The organism is Bacillus sp. HU-1818, assembly GCF_022695965.1.
Taxonomy (GTDB): Bacteria; Bacillota; Bacilli; order Bacillales; family Bacillaceae; genus Bacillus; species Bacillus atrophaeus.
The window spans coordinates 37,833-55,164 of record NZ_JAAPBE010000009.1 but is presented as its reverse complement, the minus strand read 5'-3'; the positions used below and the strand labels follow the sequence as shown (position 1 = coordinate 55,164).

At 40.9% G+C, this 17,332-nt stretch carries 20 protein-coding genes; 19 read left to right on the top strand and 1 reads right to left on the bottom strand.

All coding sequences use genetic code 11. The features are described from left to right. The first annotated feature begins 160 nt into the window (after positions 1-160). The 13 genes from GXP75_RS20970 (at position 161) to rsmI (ending at position 9,512) form a co-directional block, all read left to right on the top strand. Positions 161-355, top strand: coding sequence for a sigma factor G inhibitor Gin (locus GXP75_RS20970; protein ID WP_061571103.1), 195 nt, complete (start codon positions 161-163; stop codon positions 353-355). A gap of 155 nt (positions 356-510) precedes the next feature. Continuing rightward, positions 511-1,125 carry a 5-bromo-4-chloroindolyl phosphate hydrolysis family protein gene (locus tag GXP75_RS20965; RefSeq protein WP_242557769.1) on the top strand — a complete coding sequence of 205 codons (615 nt, stop codon included), beginning with the start codon at positions 511-513 and terminating at the stop codon, positions 1,123-1,125. A 19-nt stretch (positions 1,126-1,144) separates the two neighbouring features. Then, positions 1,145-2,344, top strand: a complete 1,200-nt coding sequence (locus tag GXP75_RS20960; RefSeq protein ID WP_242557768.1) for a toxic anion resistance protein — start codon at positions 1,145-1,147, stop codon at positions 2,342-2,344. 92 nt (positions 2,345-2,436) lie between these two features. Continuing rightward, positions 2,437-3,876 (top strand): aminotransferase class I/II-fold pyridoxal phosphate-dependent enzyme, encoded by a 1,440-nt coding sequence (locus tag GXP75_RS20955; protein ID WP_242557767.1) that lies wholly within the window; start codon positions 2,437-2,439, stop codon positions 3,874-3,876. Continuing rightward, positions 3,873-4,511 carry a dTMP kinase gene (tmk, locus tag GXP75_RS20950; RefSeq protein WP_242557766.1) on the top strand — a complete coding sequence of 213 codons (639 nt, stop codon included), beginning with the start codon at positions 3,873-3,875 and terminating at the stop codon, positions 4,509-4,511. Before GXP75_RS20955 ends, tmk begins: the two co-directional genes overlap by 4 nt. Positions 4,512-4,582: 71 nt before the next feature. Next, positions 4,583-4,912: a cyclic di-AMP receptor DarA gene (darA, locus tag GXP75_RS20945; protein WP_003328606.1), complete on the top strand. Its 330-nt coding sequence runs from the start codon at positions 4,583-4,585 to the stop codon at positions 4,910-4,912. 12 nt (positions 4,913-4,924) lie between these two features. Beyond that, positions 4,925-5,365: a YaaR family protein gene (locus GXP75_RS20940; protein WP_061571108.1), complete on the top strand. Its 441-nt coding sequence runs from the start codon at positions 4,925-4,927 to the stop codon at positions 5,363-5,365. Between the two features lie 11 nt (positions 5,366-5,376). Next, a complete protein-coding gene (gene holB, locus GXP75_RS20935) occupies positions 5,377-6,366 on the top strand; it encodes a DNA polymerase III subunit delta' (protein WP_150225156.1) in 990 nt (329 codons plus the stop codon). Positions 6,367-6,368: 2 nt separating this feature from the next. Continuing rightward, the gene (gene ricT / locus GXP75_RS20930) at positions 6,369-7,196 is read left to right on the top strand and encodes a competence/sporulation regulator complex protein RicT (RefSeq protein ID WP_061571110.1); all 828 of its coding nucleotides are present in this window, start codon (positions 6,369-6,371) and stop codon (positions 7,194-7,196) included. 14 nt (positions 7,197-7,210) lie between these two features. Next, positions 7,211-7,570: a replication initiation-control protein YabA gene (gene yabA, locus GXP75_RS20925; protein ID WP_061571111.1), complete on the top strand. Its 360-nt coding sequence runs from the start codon at positions 7,211-7,213 to the stop codon at positions 7,568-7,570. Between the two features lie 59 nt (positions 7,571-7,629). Next, positions 7,630-8,373: a tRNA1(Val) (adenine(37)-N6)-methyltransferase gene (locus GXP75_RS20920; protein WP_061571112.1), complete on the top strand. Its 744-nt coding sequence runs from the start codon at positions 7,630-7,632 to the stop codon at positions 8,371-8,373. Further along, positions 8,360-8,659 (top strand): GIY-YIG nuclease family protein, encoded by a 300-nt coding sequence (locus tag GXP75_RS20915; protein ID WP_061571113.1) that lies wholly within the window; start codon positions 8,360-8,362, stop codon positions 8,657-8,659. The genes GXP75_RS20920 and GXP75_RS20915 overlap by 14 nt, the downstream gene beginning before the upstream one ends. Then, a complete protein-coding gene (rsmI, locus tag GXP75_RS20910; protein WP_214919247.1) occupies positions 8,634-9,512 on the top strand; it encodes a 16S rRNA (cytidine(1402)-2'-O)-methyltransferase in 879 nt (292 codons plus the stop codon). Before GXP75_RS20915 ends, rsmI begins: the two co-directional genes overlap by 26 nt. A 51-nt stretch (positions 9,513-9,563) precedes the next feature. Here rsmI and abrB read toward each other — a convergent pair whose 3' ends face one another. Continuing rightward, the gene (gene abrB / locus GXP75_RS20905; RefSeq protein WP_087941801.1) at positions 9,564-9,854 is read right to left on the bottom strand and encodes a transition state genes transcriptional regulator AbrB; all 291 of its coding nucleotides are present in this window, start codon (positions 9,852-9,854) and stop codon (positions 9,564-9,566) included. Between the two features lie 486 nt (positions 9,855-10,340). Here abrB and metG point away from each other — a divergent pair, with 486 nt between their 5' ends. From metG to yabG, 6 genes are all read left to right on the top strand, one after another. Further along, positions 10,341-12,335: a methionine--tRNA ligase gene (gene metG, locus GXP75_RS20900; RefSeq protein WP_061571115.1), complete on the top strand. Its 1,995-nt coding sequence runs from the start codon at positions 10,341-10,343 to the stop codon at positions 12,333-12,335. A 78-nt stretch (positions 12,336-12,413) separates the two neighbouring features. Then, positions 12,414-13,181, top strand: a complete 768-nt coding sequence (locus GXP75_RS20895; RefSeq protein ID WP_010787391.1) for a TatD family hydrolase — start codon at positions 12,414-12,416, stop codon at positions 13,179-13,181. A 157-nt stretch (positions 13,182-13,338) separates the two neighbouring features. Next, entirely contained in the window at positions 13,339-14,664 is a 1,326-nt protein-coding gene (locus GXP75_RS20890) for a G5 and 3D domain-containing protein (protein WP_242557765.1), read from the top strand. Positions 14,665-14,810: 146 nt separating this feature from the next. Beyond that, positions 14,811-15,371 (top strand): ribonuclease M5, encoded by a 561-nt coding sequence (rnmV, locus tag GXP75_RS20885; protein WP_003328592.1) that lies wholly within the window; start codon positions 14,811-14,813, stop codon positions 15,369-15,371. Further along, positions 15,364-16,242 (top strand): 16S rRNA (adenine(1518)-N(6)/adenine(1519)-N(6))-dimethyltransferase RsmA, encoded by an 879-nt coding sequence (rsmA, locus tag GXP75_RS20880; RefSeq protein ID WP_003328591.1) that lies wholly within the window; start codon positions 15,364-15,366, stop codon positions 16,240-16,242. Before rnmV ends, rsmA begins: the two co-directional genes overlap by 8 nt. Before the next feature lie 175 nt (positions 16,243-16,417). Continuing rightward, positions 16,418-17,293: a sporulation peptidase YabG gene (gene yabG / locus GXP75_RS20875; RefSeq protein ID WP_061571118.1), complete on the top strand. Its 876-nt coding sequence runs from the start codon at positions 16,418-16,420 to the stop codon at positions 17,291-17,293. Positions 17,294-17,332: the final 39 nt, after the last annotated feature.

Genomic DNA, 17,332 nt, shown 5'->3' with positions numbered 1-17,332 from the left:
TGTTGAACTGGGTTTTTTGTTTTATGACCATTTAAATATAAACATATACAGACACCGAAAGCCTAAACTGCCCATATACTAATTGCAAACTTCAAAAACATCTAAATATTGTATACAATGTTTGTTTTGGGGGAAGGCTATACAGTACGGAGGTGGGATAATGAGCGAAACGTCCAATCATGGGGAAACTTGTATTGTTTGTGATCATAAGAAAAATAGAGGGATTCATATTTATACAAAATTTATATGTTCAGATTGTGAAAAAAAGGTAATCTCCACTTCAACATCAGACCCAGACTATGCCTTTTATGTGAAAAAGCTAAAAAGTATTCATACACCGCCATTATATTCTTAGACCTGAACAGGTCTTTTTTTATTGAGGATTTTGATCAACGCCTTTCACTTTAGAGAAAGGAATTGATACTATAAAGAAGATGAAACTTGTTTAGAGACCAAACGTAGTAGATAATAATAGTAAATAAAAAGTATGTTATAGGAGTCGATCATGTAATGAAACCATTTCTTCGTTTTTTGATATGGATCTTAGCAAGCGGTACGACTTCTTTTTTTATAGGATTTATGAGCTTTTTTGTATTGAATCAATCCTTTTTCTTATCACTTATCTATGGAGTAGCGGCAGGCGGAGCTGCACTTTCTGCCGGGAGCTGGTATTCCAAACGCCTCTTTTTGAAAAAACATCAGCTGACGAGAAAAGAGTATATCTATATCAGGAAAAGTCTTGAGGAAGCAAGAGGTAAAATCATACGATTGAGAAAAGCGCTCTTTCAGGCAAAAAGCATTCAGATATTTAAGCAAAATGCAGAAATGCTGAGGATCGTAAGAAGAATTTATGTCCTTGTAAAAAAAGAACCGAAGCGGTTTTATCAAGCAGAGCGTTTTTTTTACCAGACTCTTGATTCAATTGTGGAACTGATTGAAAAGTACAGCTTTCTTTCAACTCATCCGCGAAAAAACAAAGCTCTTTCCATGTCGTTGAGTGAAACACGGATAACACTCGCTGAGCTGACAAAGCGTTTAGAAGAAGATCTAAATCTTGTGATGGAAGAAGATATTGATGATTTGCACTTTGAATTAGATATAGCGAAGCATTCTTTAAAAAAATGAAAGAAAGGAGGAAAGTGAATTGAGTAAAGATCATCAGGAGGTTCAAAAAAGAGAAGCTGCATTTGACGATCTATTATCAGATCCATTTGGGGAAAATGGCATTCCTTCACCCCAGGAACGCCCAAAAAAGGAAGAACAGCAGATCAGGCTAGTTGATGTGCTGCCTGAAGAAAATAAAGAAAAGGCGTTTCAGCTTGCGACCCAAATTGACCCAAAAAATATGCAAAGCATCGTTTTATATGGATCACAGGCTCAATCCAAGCTGCTGAACTTCTCACACTCTATGATTGACCATGTGCAAAAGAAAGATGTCGGGGAAGTGGGAGTTATTTTGGGAGAGCTGATGAAAAAGCTTGAACAAGTGAATCCTGACGATCTGCAATCGAAGAAAAAGCGCTTCTTTTCCCGTATGTTTGGAAAAGTATCAAACTCTGTCCAGGAAGTTCTCTCAAGGTACCAAAAAACGAGTGTGCAGATTGACAGAATCAGCTTGAAGCTGGAGCATTCTAAAAATGCTTTAATCAGTGATAATAAATTGCTAGAGCAGCTTTATGAAAAGAATAAAGAGTACTTTGCCGCTTTAAATATTTATATAGCCGCAGGCGAGCTTAAAATTGAAGAATTAAAAACAAAGATCATTCCTGAGCTGAAGAAACAAGCTGAATCAAGTGAGCATAATCAGATGGCGGTTCAAGAAGTGAACGATATGGTTCAATTTGCTGACAGGCTGGATAAACGAGTTCATGATTTACTGTTGAGCAGGCAAATAACCATTCAGAGCGCTCCGCAAATACGGCTTATTCAAAACACAAACCAGACATTAGCAGAAAAAATTCAATCATCTATCGTGACGGCCATTCCGCTTTGGAAAAATCAAGTGGCGATCGCATTAACTCTTTTGCGCCAACGAAGTGCCGTTGATGCTCAGCAAAAAGTTTCCGATACAACAAATGAACTGCTGGTGAAAAATGCTGAGCTGTTAAAAACCAATACAATTGAAACAGCAAAAGCCAATGAACGCGGTCTGGTAGATGTTGATACATTAAAAAAAGTACAGGAAAGCTTGATCAGTACACTTGAAGAAACTTTGACCATTCAAGAAGAGGGCAGGTTGAAACGCCGGAAGGCTGAAGAGGAGCTTATGATGATGGAAGGCGATTTAAAGCAAAAACTTTTGACTATGAAAGCCAGCCAAAACAATCAGTTACCAAAAGTCTAAGCTTTAAGTTCTGTCACATGCACGATATAATAAGAGCATGCCTCGGTTATTTATACTGGGTGCTCTTACCAACTATTCAAAGGATTGTTTCGATGAACACACCTTTATATACTGCATTAGTTAATCATGCGCAAACAAACGCTTATTCGTTTCACGTTCCGGGACATCACAATGGAGATGTCTTTTTTGATGAAGCTAAATCTATATATCATTCCCTTCTCACTATTGATATGACTGAGATTGCAGGGCTTGACGACTTGCATCAGCCTTCAGGAGTGATTCAGGAAGCGCAAGATCTCGTCTCAAGTCTGTATAGGTCAGACGAAAGTTTTTTTCTCGTGAATGGCACGACAGTGGGAAATCTGGCGATGATTTTATCTGTTTGCGAACCTGGTGATTCAATATTGATTCAAAGAAATTGTCATAAATCAGTATTTCATGCCGTAGATATGGCAGGGGCAAAGCCGATATATGTATCACCCGAAATGGATGAAGCAATGAATGTGCCGACACACGTTCCTTTAGCGATAATTGAAGAAGCCATTGCAGCTTATCCGACAGCTAAAGGTCTTGTGCTGACGAACCCAACTTATTATGGACATACCGCTGATTTGACGGCTGTCATTGCAAAAGCGCATCAGCACGGCATCCCTGTTCTTGTAGATGAAGCACATGGCGCACATTTTGTTCTTGGCGAGCCCTTTCCTGTATCTGCGTTGCAAATGGGAGCGGATGTGGTTGTTCAATCTGCGCATAAAACCCTTCCTGCTATGACAATGGGCTCTTATCTGCATGTAAACAGCTGTCTGATCAACAGAGACAAGCTGGCCTATTACTTGGGCAGTTTGCAGAGCAGCAGTCCCTCCTATCCCATTATGGCATCTTTGGATATAGCCAGAGCTTATGTACAGCATGTCATCGAGGAAAAAAAGCTTTCAGGAATTTTGCAGCATTTAGACCATTTTAAACAAACGTTTGCTTCAATCCCGCAAATTGAAGTAATTGAACCTGTCAGCCCCCATATTCAGACTGATCCTCTGAAACTTTCGATTCGGTCAAGGCGCGGTCATTCAGGTTACACGCTGCAAAGAATATTAGAAAGTGTAAATATATTTTCTGAACTTGCAGATGAAAAACAGGTGCTGCTTATTCTTCCGCTGGGAGGAAAAAGAAAATTACCTGCTAATGTAGTCCAACAAGTTCAGCAATCGATCGAAGATACACCTCCAGATCTCGTGTCTGTTTCTGTTGATTTGGCGTTTCCGCTTGTGACTGCTCTTCCATATGATAAAAAGACTTTAATCGGTTTCAAAAAAGAATATATAGAGATTGAAGCAGCGGCGGGCCGGCTGAATGCAGAAAATATTATTCCGTATCCGCCGGGAATCCCGCTGATTATGGCGGGAGAAAGAATAACGGAAGAAAGCGTCCAAAAGCTGTCCAGCTTAATCAACATGAACGCGCACATTCAGGGCAGTATGAAAATGAAAGAAAATCAATTACTCGTATATATAGAAGAGGAGAAATCATGAGCGGTTTATTTATTACATTTGAAGGCCCTGAAGGAGCAGGAAAAACGACTGTTCTTCAGGAAATCAAAAAATCACTTGCAGCTAGAGGCCTTCAGGTCACGGCTACGCGGGAGCCAGGCGGCATAGACATTGCAGAACAGATTCGAGAGGTCATTTTGAATGAAAAAAATACTCTGATGGATGCAAAAACGGAAGCTCTGCTTTATGCAGCAGCAAGACGCCAGCATTTGGTGGAGAAAGTGAAGCCGGCTTTGGAACAGGGACATATCGTTCTATGTGATCGATTTATTGATAGTTCATTGGCCTACCAAGGTTATGCCAGAGGTCTTGGAATCGATGAGGTTCTCTCAATCAATGAATTTGCCATCGGAGATATGATGCCTAGCTTGACCATTTATTTCTCAATCAAGCCGGAAGAAGGCTTAAGCCGGATTCATGCTAATGGATTGAGGGAAAAAAACCGTCTTGATCTTGAAGAGCTTAGCTTTCATACAAGAGTGCGAGAAGGGTATCATGAATTAATGAAGCGTTTTCCTAAAAGATTCCGCACAATAGATGCTTCACAATCAAAAGAGCGCGTGATTCAAGACGTCCAACTCGTTATAAATGAAGCATTGAAAAAAATTCAGTTGTGACCTGTTTCTCATTAGTTGATATAATAATGTAAGTGATTCATGTTGTTTCCAATCAAAAGGAGGCCTTCAAGATGAAATTAATAGTTGCAGTTGTACAGGACCAGGATAGCAACAGGCTTTTAAAGACGTTAACCGACCACAACTTTAGAGTAACCAAATTGGCTACTACCGGAGGATTTCTAAAATCGGGAAATACGACATTTATGATTGGTGTGGAAGATATTCGTGTAGAAAAAGCGCTCAATCTCATTAAAGAAAATGGAAGAAAACGTGATCAGATGATTGCGCCTGTCTCTCCAATGGGCGGAAATGCAGATTCCTACGTCCCTTATCCAGTTGAAGTTGAAGTTGGCGGTGCGACGGTATTTGTCCTTCCGGTCGATGAATTTCATCAATTTTAAGGATTTGAAATCGTGAAAATTAATCAAGATATACGTACAATAGTAGAAAAAAAGCAGCTTCCTTCTGTGAAATCAGCAGATATCTCTGCGTCTTTTAAAACATCCATGGACAGCCAAAGCAGCAAACTGAAGTTTGACCAGCTGACAAGGCTTTTAAGTGATATAGAAGCGTTCGGAAAAAGACTGACAAAATCCAGAAACTTTAAAGACCTGGCCAGGTTCAAAGGATTAGTAAAGCGTTTTGTCAAAGAAGCTGTAGATAATGGCTTATCGCATGAAACAGCCAGAAGTTTCGACCTATATGGAAACAGCAGAAAACTGGGAATTGTAAAAGAAATTGATGAGAAACTGATTCAGCTCACAGAAGAGATGATGAATCAGGAACAGCCGGCAATTGATTTGCTGGAACGTATTGGCGAAATAAAAGGTTTATTGATTAACCTTTACACATAGAGAGTGATACAATGGCAATAACCTGGAAAGAAATGACGGAGCAGCAGCCCAGAGTAATGAGGCTTTTGCATAATAGTATAGATAAAGACAGACTGTCCCACGCTTATTTGTTTGAAGGAAGAAAAGGAACGGGGAAGTTAGATGCGGCATTGCTGCTTGCCAAGAGCTTTTTTTGCCTTGAGGACGGAGCGGAACCGTGTGAGAACTGCCGGAACTGCAAAAGGATCGAATCGGGAAACCATCCCGATTTACATGTTGTCCATCCCGACGGTTTATCTATAAAAAAGGCGCAAATTCAGGCACTGCAAGAAGAGTTCTCAAAAACAGGGCTCGAATCGCATAAAAAGCTCTACATTATTTCGCATGCAGACAAAATGACGGCAAACGCAGCGAACAGTCTGTTGAAATTTTTAGAGGAACCAAATAAAGATACAATGGCTGTCTTGATGACAGAGCAGCCGCAAAAGTTGTTAGATACCATTATCTCTCGGTGCCAAACCCTATCATTTCAGCCTTTACAGCCAAAAGCGATAGAAGACAGACTGGCAGAACAGGACGTATCGCCGCATATGGCAAGGCTTTTGGCGAATATGACCAATAATGTATCGGAAGCCGTCGAATTAAGTCGAAATGATGAGTTTGCAGAGTCGAGAGCGAAAGTGATAAAATTGTATGAAGTCTTACACCAGCGGAAAGGACATGCCTTTTTCTTTATTCAAGATCAATGGATGCCCTTTTTCAAGGAGAAAGCCCATCAAGAAATGGGTCTTGATATGCTCTTATTGATATATCGTGATGTGTTATCCATCCAAATAGGAAATGAAGATAAACTGATTTATCAAGACTTATTCCAATCAATAAAACAGCACGCGCTACAATCAACACAACAAAGCGTTACGAACCAAATTCTCGCTGTTTTAGAAGCAAAAAAACGGCTTCATTCCAATGTGAATGTGCAAGGATTAATGGAGCACTTGGTGTTAACGTTGCAGGAGGGATAAGCTTGTACAACGTAATTGGAGTCCGCTTTAAGAAAGCGGGGAAGATTTATTATTTTGATCCAAACGGATTTGATATAGAACATGACAGCTGTGTCATCGTAGAAACCGTCAGAGGTGTAGAATACGGGCAGGTTGTCATAGCAAATAAACAGGTGGATGAGCATGATGTCGTGCTTCCGCTTCGTAAAGTAATCCGCGTCGCAGATGAGCGCGATCTTCTCATTGTAGAAGAAAATAAGCAAGAAGCCCTTTCGGCATTTGAAGTATGTCAGAAAAAAGTAAGTGACCATGGCTTGGATATGAAACTGGTTGATGTGGAATTTACATTTGACCGCAATAAAGTGATTTTTTATTTCACAGCCGATGGAAGAGTCGACTTTAGAGAACTTGTTAAGGATTTGGCGTCCATTTTTAAAACAAGGATTGAACTGCGCCAGATCGGAGTCAGAGACGAGGCGAAAATGCTCGGAGGAATCGGTCCTTGCGGAAGAATGCTGTGCTGCTCAACGTTTCTGGGTGATTTTGAACCGGTATCCATCAAGATGGCGAAGGATCAAAATTTATCCTTGAATCCAACTAAGATTTCCGGTCTATGCGGCCGTCTAATGTGCTGTCTGAAATACGAGAACGATGAGTATGAGACAGCAAAGGAACAGCTGCCGGATATAGGGGAAATGATTAAGACAGCGAACGGCCCTGCGAAGGTTGTCGGACTTAATATTCTGGAACGGGTGCTTCAGGTGGAACTGAAGAACCGTGAAAAAGTGATAGAATATACTTGGGAAGAGCTCTTGGAAGAGGGCGTCGTATCCGCGCAAACCACAGATTAACGAGGTGTGGAACCTTGGATAAAAAAGAGTTATTTGATACAGTCATAAACCTGGAAGAACAAATCGGATCGCTTTACCGCCAGCTGGGTGATTTAAAGCAGCATATTGGAGAGATGATTGAAGAAAATCATCATTTACAGCTTGAAAATGAGCATTTGCGCAAAAGGCTGGAAGATACGACGCAAAGAATTGAAAAATTCGAAGCGGATCAAAAAGAAACAAAAACACAGAAGACAGAGCAGACTGATATAGGAGAAGGTTACGATAATCTGGCCCGGCTGTATCAAGAAGGCTTTCATATCTGTAACGTTCACTATGGAAGTGTGCGAAAAGAAGATTGTCTCTTCTGTCTGTCATTCTTAAATAAAAAATAGGGAAAAGGCTTCCGCTGCAGACGGGAGCCTTTTTCAAAGATTGCTGAAAGGGTAGGATTATGGTTTCATTACGTGATGACGAGAGATTGGATTATTTGTTGGCAGAAGACATGAAAATTGTACAAAGCCCCACGGTGTTTGCTTTTTCTTTAGATGCGGTGCTGTTATCGAAGTTTGCATATGTGCCGATTCAAAAAGGAAAAATAGTGGATTTATGTACGGGCAACGGCATTGTGCCTCTTTTGTTAAGCACGAGGTCAAAAGCAGACATCATTGGAGTTGAAATTCAGGAAAGATTGCATGATATGGCGGTTCGCAGTGTGGAGTTTAATAAACTGCAAAACCAAATTAAGATCATTCATGAAGATTTGAAAAATATGCCGGAAGAGCTGGGGCACAATAAATATGACGTGGTCACATGTAATCCGCCTTATTTTAAAACACCGAAACAAACAGAACAAAATTTGAATGAGCATCTCAGAATAGCCAGGCATGAAATTCACTGCACGCTTGAGGATGTCATTTCCGTCAGCAGCAAACTGTTAAAGCAGGGAGGAAAAGCTGCGCTTGTTCACCGGCCGGGAAGGCTTTTGGAGATTTTTGAACTGATGAAAGCATATCAAATTGAACCGAAACGTGTTCAGTTTGTGTATCCTAAACAGGGCAAAGAAGCAAACACCATTTTAGTAGAAGGCATAAAAGGCGGGCGTCCTGACTTAAAAATACTCCCTCCGCTATTTGTGTATGATGATCAAAATGAATATACAAAAGAAATCAGGACCATTTTATATGGAGACAAATAATCATTACTTTTACGTTTTGAAATGTAAGGACAACAGTCTATATGCAGGATATACAAATGATCTGCAAAAACGCCTGAAAACACACAACGATGGAAAGGGCGCAAAGTATACAAGAGCAAGACGGCCTGTTGAATTACTATTTGCAGAAGCATACTCAACTAAGCGGGAAGCGATGCAGGTTGAATATTATTTCAAAACGCTGACACGCAAGAAAAAAGAACTTTATATAGAAGAAAAACGGAACAGCAAGGAGGCAGTCTATGTTAAGGCGCCAAATGAGCTTTAATGGAAAGTCGGAAATGGGGATTCTCTATCTTGTCCCAACCCCTATCGGCAATTTAGAAGATATGACATTCCGGGCAGTAAACACTCTGAAGTCAGTGGATGTGATCGCTGCCGAAGACACCAGACAAACAAAGAAACTCTGCCATGTATATGAGATAGAAACTTCACTCGTCAGTTATCACGAACACAATAAGGAAAGCAGCGGCTATAAAATTATTGAATGGCTGAAATCCGGGAAAAATGTCGCGTTAGTCAGTGATGCGGGAATGCCGACCATTTCTGATCCGGGAGCGGAAATCGTCAGGGATTTTACGGAAATCGGCGGCTATGTTGTTCCATTGCCTGGAGCGAACGCCGCATTAACAGCGCTGACTGCTTCCGGTATCGTTCCGCAGCCCTTTTTCTTCTATGGATTCCTAAACAGACAAAAGAAAGAAAAGAAGAAAGAACTGGAGATCCTGAAAAAGCGTCAAGAGACGATCATTTTCTATGAAGCTCCGCACAGGTTAAAGGAAACACTGTCGCTCATGCTAGATGCTTTAGGTGATCGGGAAATTGCGGTGACACGAGAGCTGACTAAGAAGTATGAAGAATTTATCAGAGGTACGATTTCCGAAGCCATAAAATGGGCCGGTGAAGATCAAATTCGCGGTGAGTTTTGTCTTGTTGTCGAAGGAAATAGGAACACAGAACCAGAGGAAGAGATTCAATGGTGGGAAAACCTTACTGAAAAAGAACATGTGGAGCATTATATTGAAAAAGGGGCCACGTCTAAAGAAGCTATTAAAAAAGCATCTGTTGACCGCAATGTCCCAAAGCGGGAGATTTATGACGCTTATCATATTCAGCAATAAAAAAAGCCGTTTTTGTCTCGCGACAAGAACGGCTTTTTTTAAAAAGTCAGCTTATTTTTGGCTTTGAAGCTGGTTTTGGATTTCTTTAATGATTTGCTCAGCGCCTTCTTGGCTAAGAACCAATTTACCGCCTGCAAGTTTAAGGTTATCGTCAGAAACTTCACCAGTTACTTGGCAAGTCATGTTAGGCTTATATTTTTTAAGGATGATTTTTTCATCATCAACATAAATTTCAAGAGCGTCTTTTTCTGCGATTCCAAGTGTACGGCGCAGTTCGATAGGAATAACTACACGTCCTAGTTCATCAACTTTACGTACGATACCAGTAGATTTCATAAACATTCTCCTCCCAAGAGATACTTATTTGTAAATTATAATTATCTTCGTCATTATTCGACAAAATCCTTACATTCATAGCATATCAAGGTTTCCAATAATCGTCAATCATTTTGTTTACTATTGTTTGTAAGAATTAGTTCTTATAGTCAATAAAGTCCTTGAAAATACTGAAATAACAGCTTTTATATGCTCTTTCATAAAGCCATTATCCTACTAAAAAAGCTTTTAAATCAAGACTTTCGAACCAAAGTTTTTTATATCAGTAGATTATATACGACAAAATTCGACATGAACAGACTTTTTTTATTTTCATTAAAGATTTTTAATTTTTATTCTCTTTTTTCTCCAAATGTATATATCCTTGATCTTAAAGGCTAAGATGGTATCATAGATAGAGGACAAAATATAAAACATATTGTATATCAGTTAACAGCCGCTCTCGTCCATTGGGCGGGAGTTTTTTTGACATTCTGATTGGGAGGTTTCAAGATGCCGCAAGACAAAAATACATTCTATATTACAACACCGATTTATTATCCGAGCGGAAAATTACATATCGGCCATGCCTACACAACAGTTGCAGGAGATGCAATGGCACGTTACAAAAGATTAAAGGGTTTTGATGTTCGCTATTTAACGGGAACGGATGAGCACGGCCAAAAGATTCAGCAAAAAGCGGAAGAAGAAAATATTACACCGCAGGAATATGTAGACCGTGCAGCGGCCGATATCCAAAAACTATGGAAGCAGCTTGAAATCTCTAACGATGACTTTATTCGGACGACAGAGAGCCGGCATAAAGTTGTGATTGAAAAAGTGTTTCAAAAATTGTTTGATAACGGAGACATCTATCTCGATGAATATGAAGGCTGGTACAGCATTCCAGATGAAACGTTCTACACAGAAACACAGCTTGTTGACATTGAACGGAATGAAAAAGGTGAAGTAGTCGGCGGAAAAAGCCCTGACAGCGGCCATCCTGTTGAATTAATTAAAGAGGAGTCTTATTTCTTCCGTATGAGTAAATATGCGGATCGTCTGTTGGCTTTCTATGAGGAAAATCCTACTTTCATTCAGCCGGAATCACGTAAAAATGAGATGATTAACAACTTTATTAAGCCTGGACTAGAGGATCTAGCCGTTTCACGCACCACTTTTGACTGGGGCGTAAAGGTTCCGGGAAATCCAAAGCATGTCGTGTACGTATGGATCGACGCCTTGTTTAATTATTTAACCGCACTGGGCTTTGATACTGAAAATGATGAGCTTTATCAGAAGTATTGGCCTGCCGATGTTCATTTAGTCGGAAAAGAAATTGTGCGTTTCCATACGATCTATTGGCCGATTATGCTGATGGCTCTTGATCTCCCATTGCCTAAGCAAGTATTCGCACATGGCTGGCTGCTGATGAAGGATGGAAAAATGTCGAAATCTAAAGGGAATGTCGTTGATCCGGTAACATTGATTGAACGATATGGTTTAGATGAACTTCGTTATTACCTTCTTCGTGAAGTGCCGTTTGGCTCAGATGGTGTGTTTACGCCAGAAGGATTTGTGGAACGGATTAATTATGATTTGGCGAATGACTTAGGAAACCTTTTAAACCGTACCGTTGCGATGATCAACAAATATTTTGACGGAAACCTTGGTTCATATGAAGGGACAATCACTGAATTTGACCAAACTCTTTCATCCGTTGCTGAAGAAACGGTAAAGTCGTACGAACGTGCTATGGAAAACATGGAATTCTCAGTGGCCTTGTCGACATTATGGCAGCTGATCAGCCGTACAAATAAATATATTGATGAAACTGCTCCATGGGTGCTTGCTAAGGATCCGGCGAAAGAAAAAGAATTACAATCTGTTATGTATCACTTGGCTGAGTCATTGCGTATTTCAGCTGTGCTACTCCAGCCGTTCTTAACAAAAACACCGAAAAAAATGTTTGCACAGCTAGGCATAACTGACGAAGCTTTAAAAGCTTGGGACAGTATTACGCGCTTTGGCCAGCTGAATAAAACAAAAGTACAAAAAGGCGATCCTTTATTCCCTCGTCTTGAAGCTGAAGAAGAAATTGCCTACATCAAAGAAAAAATGCAAGGAACAGCTCCGGCTCAAGAAGAGACAAAAGAAGAAGAGCCGCAAGAGGTCGATCGTTTACCTGAAATTACAATTGATCAGTTCATGGATGTAGAGCTTCGGGTAGCCGAAGTCCTTCAAGCAGAACCTGTGAAAAAAGCTGACCGATTATTGAAATTGCAACTTGATCTTGGATTTGAAAAACGCCAAGTTGTATCAGGAATTGCGAAGCATTACACTCCTGAACAGCTTGTCGGCAGGAAATTAATATGTGTAACAAATTTAAAACCAGTCAAACTAAGAGGAGAGCTTTCTCAAGGAATGATCCTTGCCGGAGAAGCTGACGGCGTGTTATCAGTCGTCTCTATTGACCAGTCTTTACCAAAAGGCACAAGAATTAAATAATATCAAACAAAGGGTGTTTCACGTGTAACAATTCGTCGAACACCCTTTGTGTTTTCGACAAGAAAGGAGTTTTTATATATGTTATTTGACACGCATGTGCATTTAAATGCCGAACAATATGATACAGATTTAGAAGAAGTGATTCAGCGGGCAAGAGAGGAAAAAGTCGACCATGTTGTAGTGGTAGGTTTTGACCGTCCGACAATCACACGGGCGATGGAACTCATTGAGGAGTATGATTTTATGTACGCTGCCATCGGTTGGCACCCGGTTGATGCCATTGATATGACGGATGAAGACCTGTTATGGATAAAGGAGCTGTCCGCTCATGAAAAAGTGGTAGCTATTGGTGAAATGGGCTTAGATTATCATTGGGACAAATCACCTAAAGATGTGCAGAAGGAAGTCTTTAGGAAACAGATAGCTCTCGCAAAAGAAGTTCGCCTTCCGATCATTATTCATAATCGTGATGCAACCGAGGACGTTGTAACCATATTGAAGGAGGAAGGCGCGGAGGCTGTCGGGGGAATCATGCATTGCTTTACAGGCAGTGTGGAAGTCGCACGGCAATGTATGGACATGAATTTTTATTTATCCTTCGGGGGTCCGGTGACATTCAAAAATGCAAAAAAACCAAAAGAAGTTGTAAAAGAAATTCCAAATGATCGTTTATTGATTGAAACAGATTGTCCTTTTCTTACGCCGCACCCTTTTCGGGGAAAAAGAAATGAACCAAGTTATGTTAAATATGTCGCTGAACAAATTGCTGAATTAAAGGGCATGACTTATGAGGAAGTGGCAGCTGTCACGACAGAAAACGCGAAAAGACTTTTCCGCATAAACTGACAGCATACGCTGTTGCCTTTTGTTGGGGCTTGTCCTTTTTAGCGACGATTCAAAAAAGTTCTACACGCTTTCTTCTTCTCATAGGATAGGTTTGTCGACAAGTCTTTCTTCCTTTTCCAGGTTCGGTTTTGCATAATTAGGAATACACACTGAGCTTTTGGGAGGAAAAGAAAGGAGGGTTGACAGCCTTTTAGATACTCTATATAATCTCTCCGAGGAGAAGGAGGCGTTTTTCATCACACAAAAAATGAAAAAGCTGTTTTCCGTAAAGCTTAGCAAAAGCAAAGTCATTCTGATTGCTGCTTGTTTGCTATTGGCAGGAAGCGGGACCGCGTATGGGGCTCATGAGCTCACGAAACAACCAATCTCAGTTTCTATCAATGGCAAAAAGGAACAAATGCGCACACATGCAAAAACTGTAGGGGAGCTTTTAGAGGCTCTGGACATAAAGACAAGAGAAGAAGACCAGATCACCCCTTCTAAACAGACAAAGATAACAGCTAACATGAATGTTGTGTATGCAGCTGCAAAACCTGTCGAGCTTACAAGAGACGGGGAAGAAAAGACATTATGGACAACGGCAAAAACAGTCGGTGCATTACTGGACGAACAAGATTTTGATGTGAAAGAACACGATCAAATAGATCCTGCAATAGATACAGAAATCTCTAAAGACATGAAGATAACCATAGATCCCGCGTTTCAGGTTACCGTAAATGACGCTGGGAAAGAGAAAAAGATATGGACGACTTCGACTACGGTCGCTGACTTTTTAAAACAGCAGAAGATGAACATAAAAGACGAAGATAAAATCAAGCCTGCGTTAGACGATAAGCTGACGAAAGGAAAGGCTGATATTCACATTACTCGTATCGAAAAGGTCACCGATGTAGTTGAAGAAAAAATAGCGTTTGACGTGAAAGAAAAAGAAGACGCATCTCTTGAACAAGGGAAAGAAAAGGTCGTTCAAAAAGGAAAAGAAGGCAAGCTCAAAAAACATTATGATGTTGTGAAGGAAAACGGCAAGGAAGTTTCCAGAGAGCTTGTAAAAGAAGAAACAGCTGAACAAAGTGAAGATAAAGTCATTGCTGTCGGCACAAAGCAAACCAGTCCGAAGATTGAAAAGGTCGGCGCGGCATCAACTGCTGATAATAAAGCTTCTGACACTGTATCACGCAGCAATGAATCAACAGGTAAAGTGCTTACTGTATCTTCTACGGCTTATACGGCAAGCTGCAGCGGATGTTCCGGCCACACGGCTACGGGTGTCAACCTAAAGAATAATCCGGACGCTAAAGTTATTGCAGTTGACCCCAACGTTATTCCGCTTGGCTCTAAAGTCCATGTGGAAGGGTATGGCTATGCCATCGCCGCTGATACTGGGTCTGCTATTAAAGGAAAGAAAATTGACGTCTTTTTCCCTGAAAAATCGGCCGCTTACCGATGGGGAAACAAACAAGTCACGATTAAAGTTCTTAACTAAATTTGAGTATGTATTCAGAGGGTTTTGTGCCCTCTGTTTTTTTCGTTATAATAGATAAAGTGTATTTTCTGTTTATTAGACGCTTAAAATGAGGAAAAGTTTCGTTTGAATATAAAAAAGTTTTTACTTTTTATGTGGAGGCAGCAATGAAAATTAAAGAAATTATCGTGGTCGAAGGTCGCGACGATACAGCGCGTATAAAGCTGGCTGTTGATGCGGATACAATTGAAACAAACGGCTCAGCGATCGGAGACCATGTGATAAAACAGGTTCGCTTGGCGCAGGAGACAAGGGGCGTCATTATCTTGACCGATCCTGACTTTCCGGGCGAAAAAATCCGTAAAACGATATCTGAGGCTGTTCCCGGATGCAAACATGCCTTTTTGCCGAAGCATCTTGCCAAACCTAAGAATAAACGGGGAATCGGAGTGGAGCACGCTTCGATCGAAAGCATCAGAGCTTGCTTGCAAAATGTTCATGAAGAAATGGAAGATCAGCCAAGCGAAATTGCTGCTGAAGATTTAATCCATGCCGGGCTGATTGGCGGTTCTGCTGCAAAACGCCGTCGTGAAAGGCTTGGCGATATATTAAAGATAGGCTATACAAATGGAAAACAACTTCAGAAACGGCTGCAAATGTTTCAAATTACAAAAAGCGATTTTATGAGTGCACTTGATGATGTACTGCGGGAGGAACAGAATGAATAAAGACATAGCGACGCCGATTAGAACGAAAGAAATACTGAAAAAATACGGTTTTTCTTTTAAAAAGAGCTTAGGGCAGAACTTCCTGATTGACACGAATATTTTAGACAGAATCGTGGATCATGCAGGAGTGACAGAGAGAACCGGTGTGATTGAAATCGGTCCGGGAATAGGGGCTTTAACTGAACAGCTAGCCAAACGGGCAAAGCAGGTCGTCGCTTTTGAAATCGATCAGCGCCTTCTTCCGATTCTGAAAGATACATTGTCTCCTTACGATAATGTAACCGTCATTCATCAGGATGTGCTAAAGGCTGACGTACGGACCGTCATCGAAGAGCAATTTCATGATTGTGATGAGATCATGGTTGTAGCAAACCTTCCGTATTATGTAACAACTCCGATTATCATGAAGCTGTTGGAAGAAAATCTTCCGTTAAAAGGGATTGTTGTTATGCTGCAAAAAGAAGTTGCGGAGCGTATGGCGGCTGATCCGTCTTCGAAGGAGTATGGTTCACTTTCGATTGCCGTGCAGTTTTATACCGAAGCTAAAACAGTAATGACCGTTCCGAAAACGGTATTTGTCCCTCAGCCTAATGTAGATTCAGCTGTTATTCGGCTGCTGCTTCGTGAGGGTCCTGCTGTCGATGTGGTGAATGAAGCCTTTTTCTTTCAGTTGATTAAGGCAAGCTTTGCTCAGCGCCGTAAAACCCTTTTAAATAACCTGGTGAACAACCTTCCTCAAGGGAAAGAAAAGAAATCAATCATTGAGGAAGTCTTGAAAGAAACACAAATTGACGGCAAGCGCCGAGGCGAAGCATTGTCCATTGATGAATTCGCGGCCTTGTCTAATGGATTGTATAAAGCCCTTTTCTAAGAGGGCTTTTTTATTTTGCGTCACCACATGGACTGCCGGCACATAGGCTAGAGAAGGACCTTATATTCAGCCGTAAGGAAAGCTTGGACTTTTCAGGCGACGCAGGGGAAGAGAGGGGCCTTCAGAAAGGCTCTTTCTTTCTCAAGAGGCTTAGTCTATGTGTGGAGTGAGTAACATGCAATTTCAAATAGGGGATATGGTAGCCAGAAAATCCTATCAAATGGATATTTTATTTCGGATTATAGGCATAGAACAAACAAGCAAGGGTAATACAATCGCTATTTTGCATGGTGATGAAGTGAGGTTGATTGCAGATGCTGATTTTTCTGATTTGGTGGCGGTTCAAAAAGATGAGCAACTGATGCGGAAAAAGAAAGACGAGACCAGGATGAATGAATCGCTTGAATTGCTTCGCCAAGATTATAAATTGCTTCGTGAAAAACAGGAGTATCATGCCACAAGCCAGTATCAGCATCAAGAGCACTATTTTCATATGCCGGGAAAAGTGCTGCATTTGGATGGTGATGAAGCATATTTGAAAAAATGTCTCGCCGTCTACAAGAAAATAGGTGTACCCGTTTACGGCATTCATTGCCATGAAAAGAAAATGGCCGCTTCAATTGACGAATTACTCGACAAATATCGACCTGACATTTTAGTCATCACCGGGCACGACGCTTATTCCAAGCAAAAAGGCGGTATTGATGATTTGAGTGCCTACAGACATTCAAAGCACTTTGTCGAAACAGTTCAGAAAGCAAGGCGAAAAGTGCCGCACTTGGATCAGCTTGTCATTTTTGCGGGTGCCTGCCAATCGCATTTTGAATCCTTAATAAGAGCGGGAGCCAATTTTGCAAGCTCTCCTTCAAGGGTGAACATTCATGCCCTAGATCCCGTTTATATCGTAGCGAAAATCAGTTTTACGCCCTTTATGGACCGGGTCAATGTATGGGATGTGCTCCGTAACACGTTGACCAGAGAAAAGGGATTAGGCGGCATTGAAACACGGGGTGTGCTTAGAGTGGGTATGCCGTTTAAGTCAAATCAATAAAATGAAAAACCCGCATATTTCGTGTATGCGGGTTTTTAA

What these genes read in the sequence shown, in the direction of transcription:
- GXP75_RS20970 (WP_061571103.1), top strand. Translation starts at nt 161, where the DNA reads ATGAGCGAAACGTCCAATCATGGGGAAACTTGTATTGTTTGTGATCAT.
- GXP75_RS20965 (WP_242557769.1), top strand. Translation starts at nt 511, where the DNA reads ATGAAACCATTTCTTCGTTTTTTGATATGGATCTTAGCAAGCGGTACG.
- GXP75_RS20955 (WP_242557767.1), top strand. Translation starts at nt 2,437, where the DNA reads ATGAACACACCTTTATATACTGCATTAGTTAATCATGCGCAAACAAAC.
- tmk (WP_242557766.1), top strand. Translation starts at nt 3,873, where the DNA reads ATGAGCGGTTTATTTATTACATTTGAAGGCCCTGAAGGAGCAGGAAAA.
- darA (WP_003328606.1), top strand. Translation starts at nt 4,583, where the DNA reads ATGAAATTAATAGTTGCAGTTGTACAGGACCAGGATAGCAACAGGCTT.
- holB (WP_150225156.1), top strand. Translation starts at nt 5,377, where the DNA reads ATGGCAATAACCTGGAAAGAAATGACGGAGCAGCAGCCCAGAGTAATG.
- GXP75_RS20920 (WP_061571112.1), top strand. Translation starts at nt 7,630, where the DNA reads ATGGTTTCATTACGTGATGACGAGAGATTGGATTATTTGTTGGCAGAA.
- GXP75_RS20915 (WP_061571113.1), top strand. Translation starts at nt 8,360, where the DNA reads ATGGAGACAAATAATCATTACTTTTACGTTTTGAAATGTAAGGACAAC.
- rsmI (WP_214919247.1), top strand. Translation starts at nt 8,634, where the DNA reads ATGTTAAGGCGCCAAATGAGCTTTAATGGAAAGTCGGAAATGGGGATT.
- abrB (WP_087941801.1), bottom strand. Translation starts at nt 9,854, where the DNA reads ATGTTTATGAAATCTACTGGTATCGTACGTAAAGTTGATGAACTAGGA.
- metG (WP_061571115.1), top strand. Translation starts at nt 10,341, where the DNA reads ATGCCGCAAGACAAAAATACATTCTATATTACAACACCGATTTATTAT.
- GXP75_RS20895 (WP_010787391.1), top strand. Translation starts at nt 12,414, where the DNA reads ATGTTATTTGACACGCATGTGCATTTAAATGCCGAACAATATGATACA.
- rnmV (WP_003328592.1), top strand. Translation starts at nt 14,811, where the DNA reads ATGAAAATTAAAGAAATTATCGTGGTCGAAGGTCGCGACGATACAGCG.
- rsmA (WP_003328591.1), top strand. Translation starts at nt 15,364, where the DNA reads ATGAATAAAGACATAGCGACGCCGATTAGAACGAAAGAAATACTGAAA.
- yabG (WP_061571118.1), top strand. Translation starts at nt 16,418, where the DNA reads ATGCAATTTCAAATAGGGGATATGGTAGCCAGAAAATCCTATCAAATG.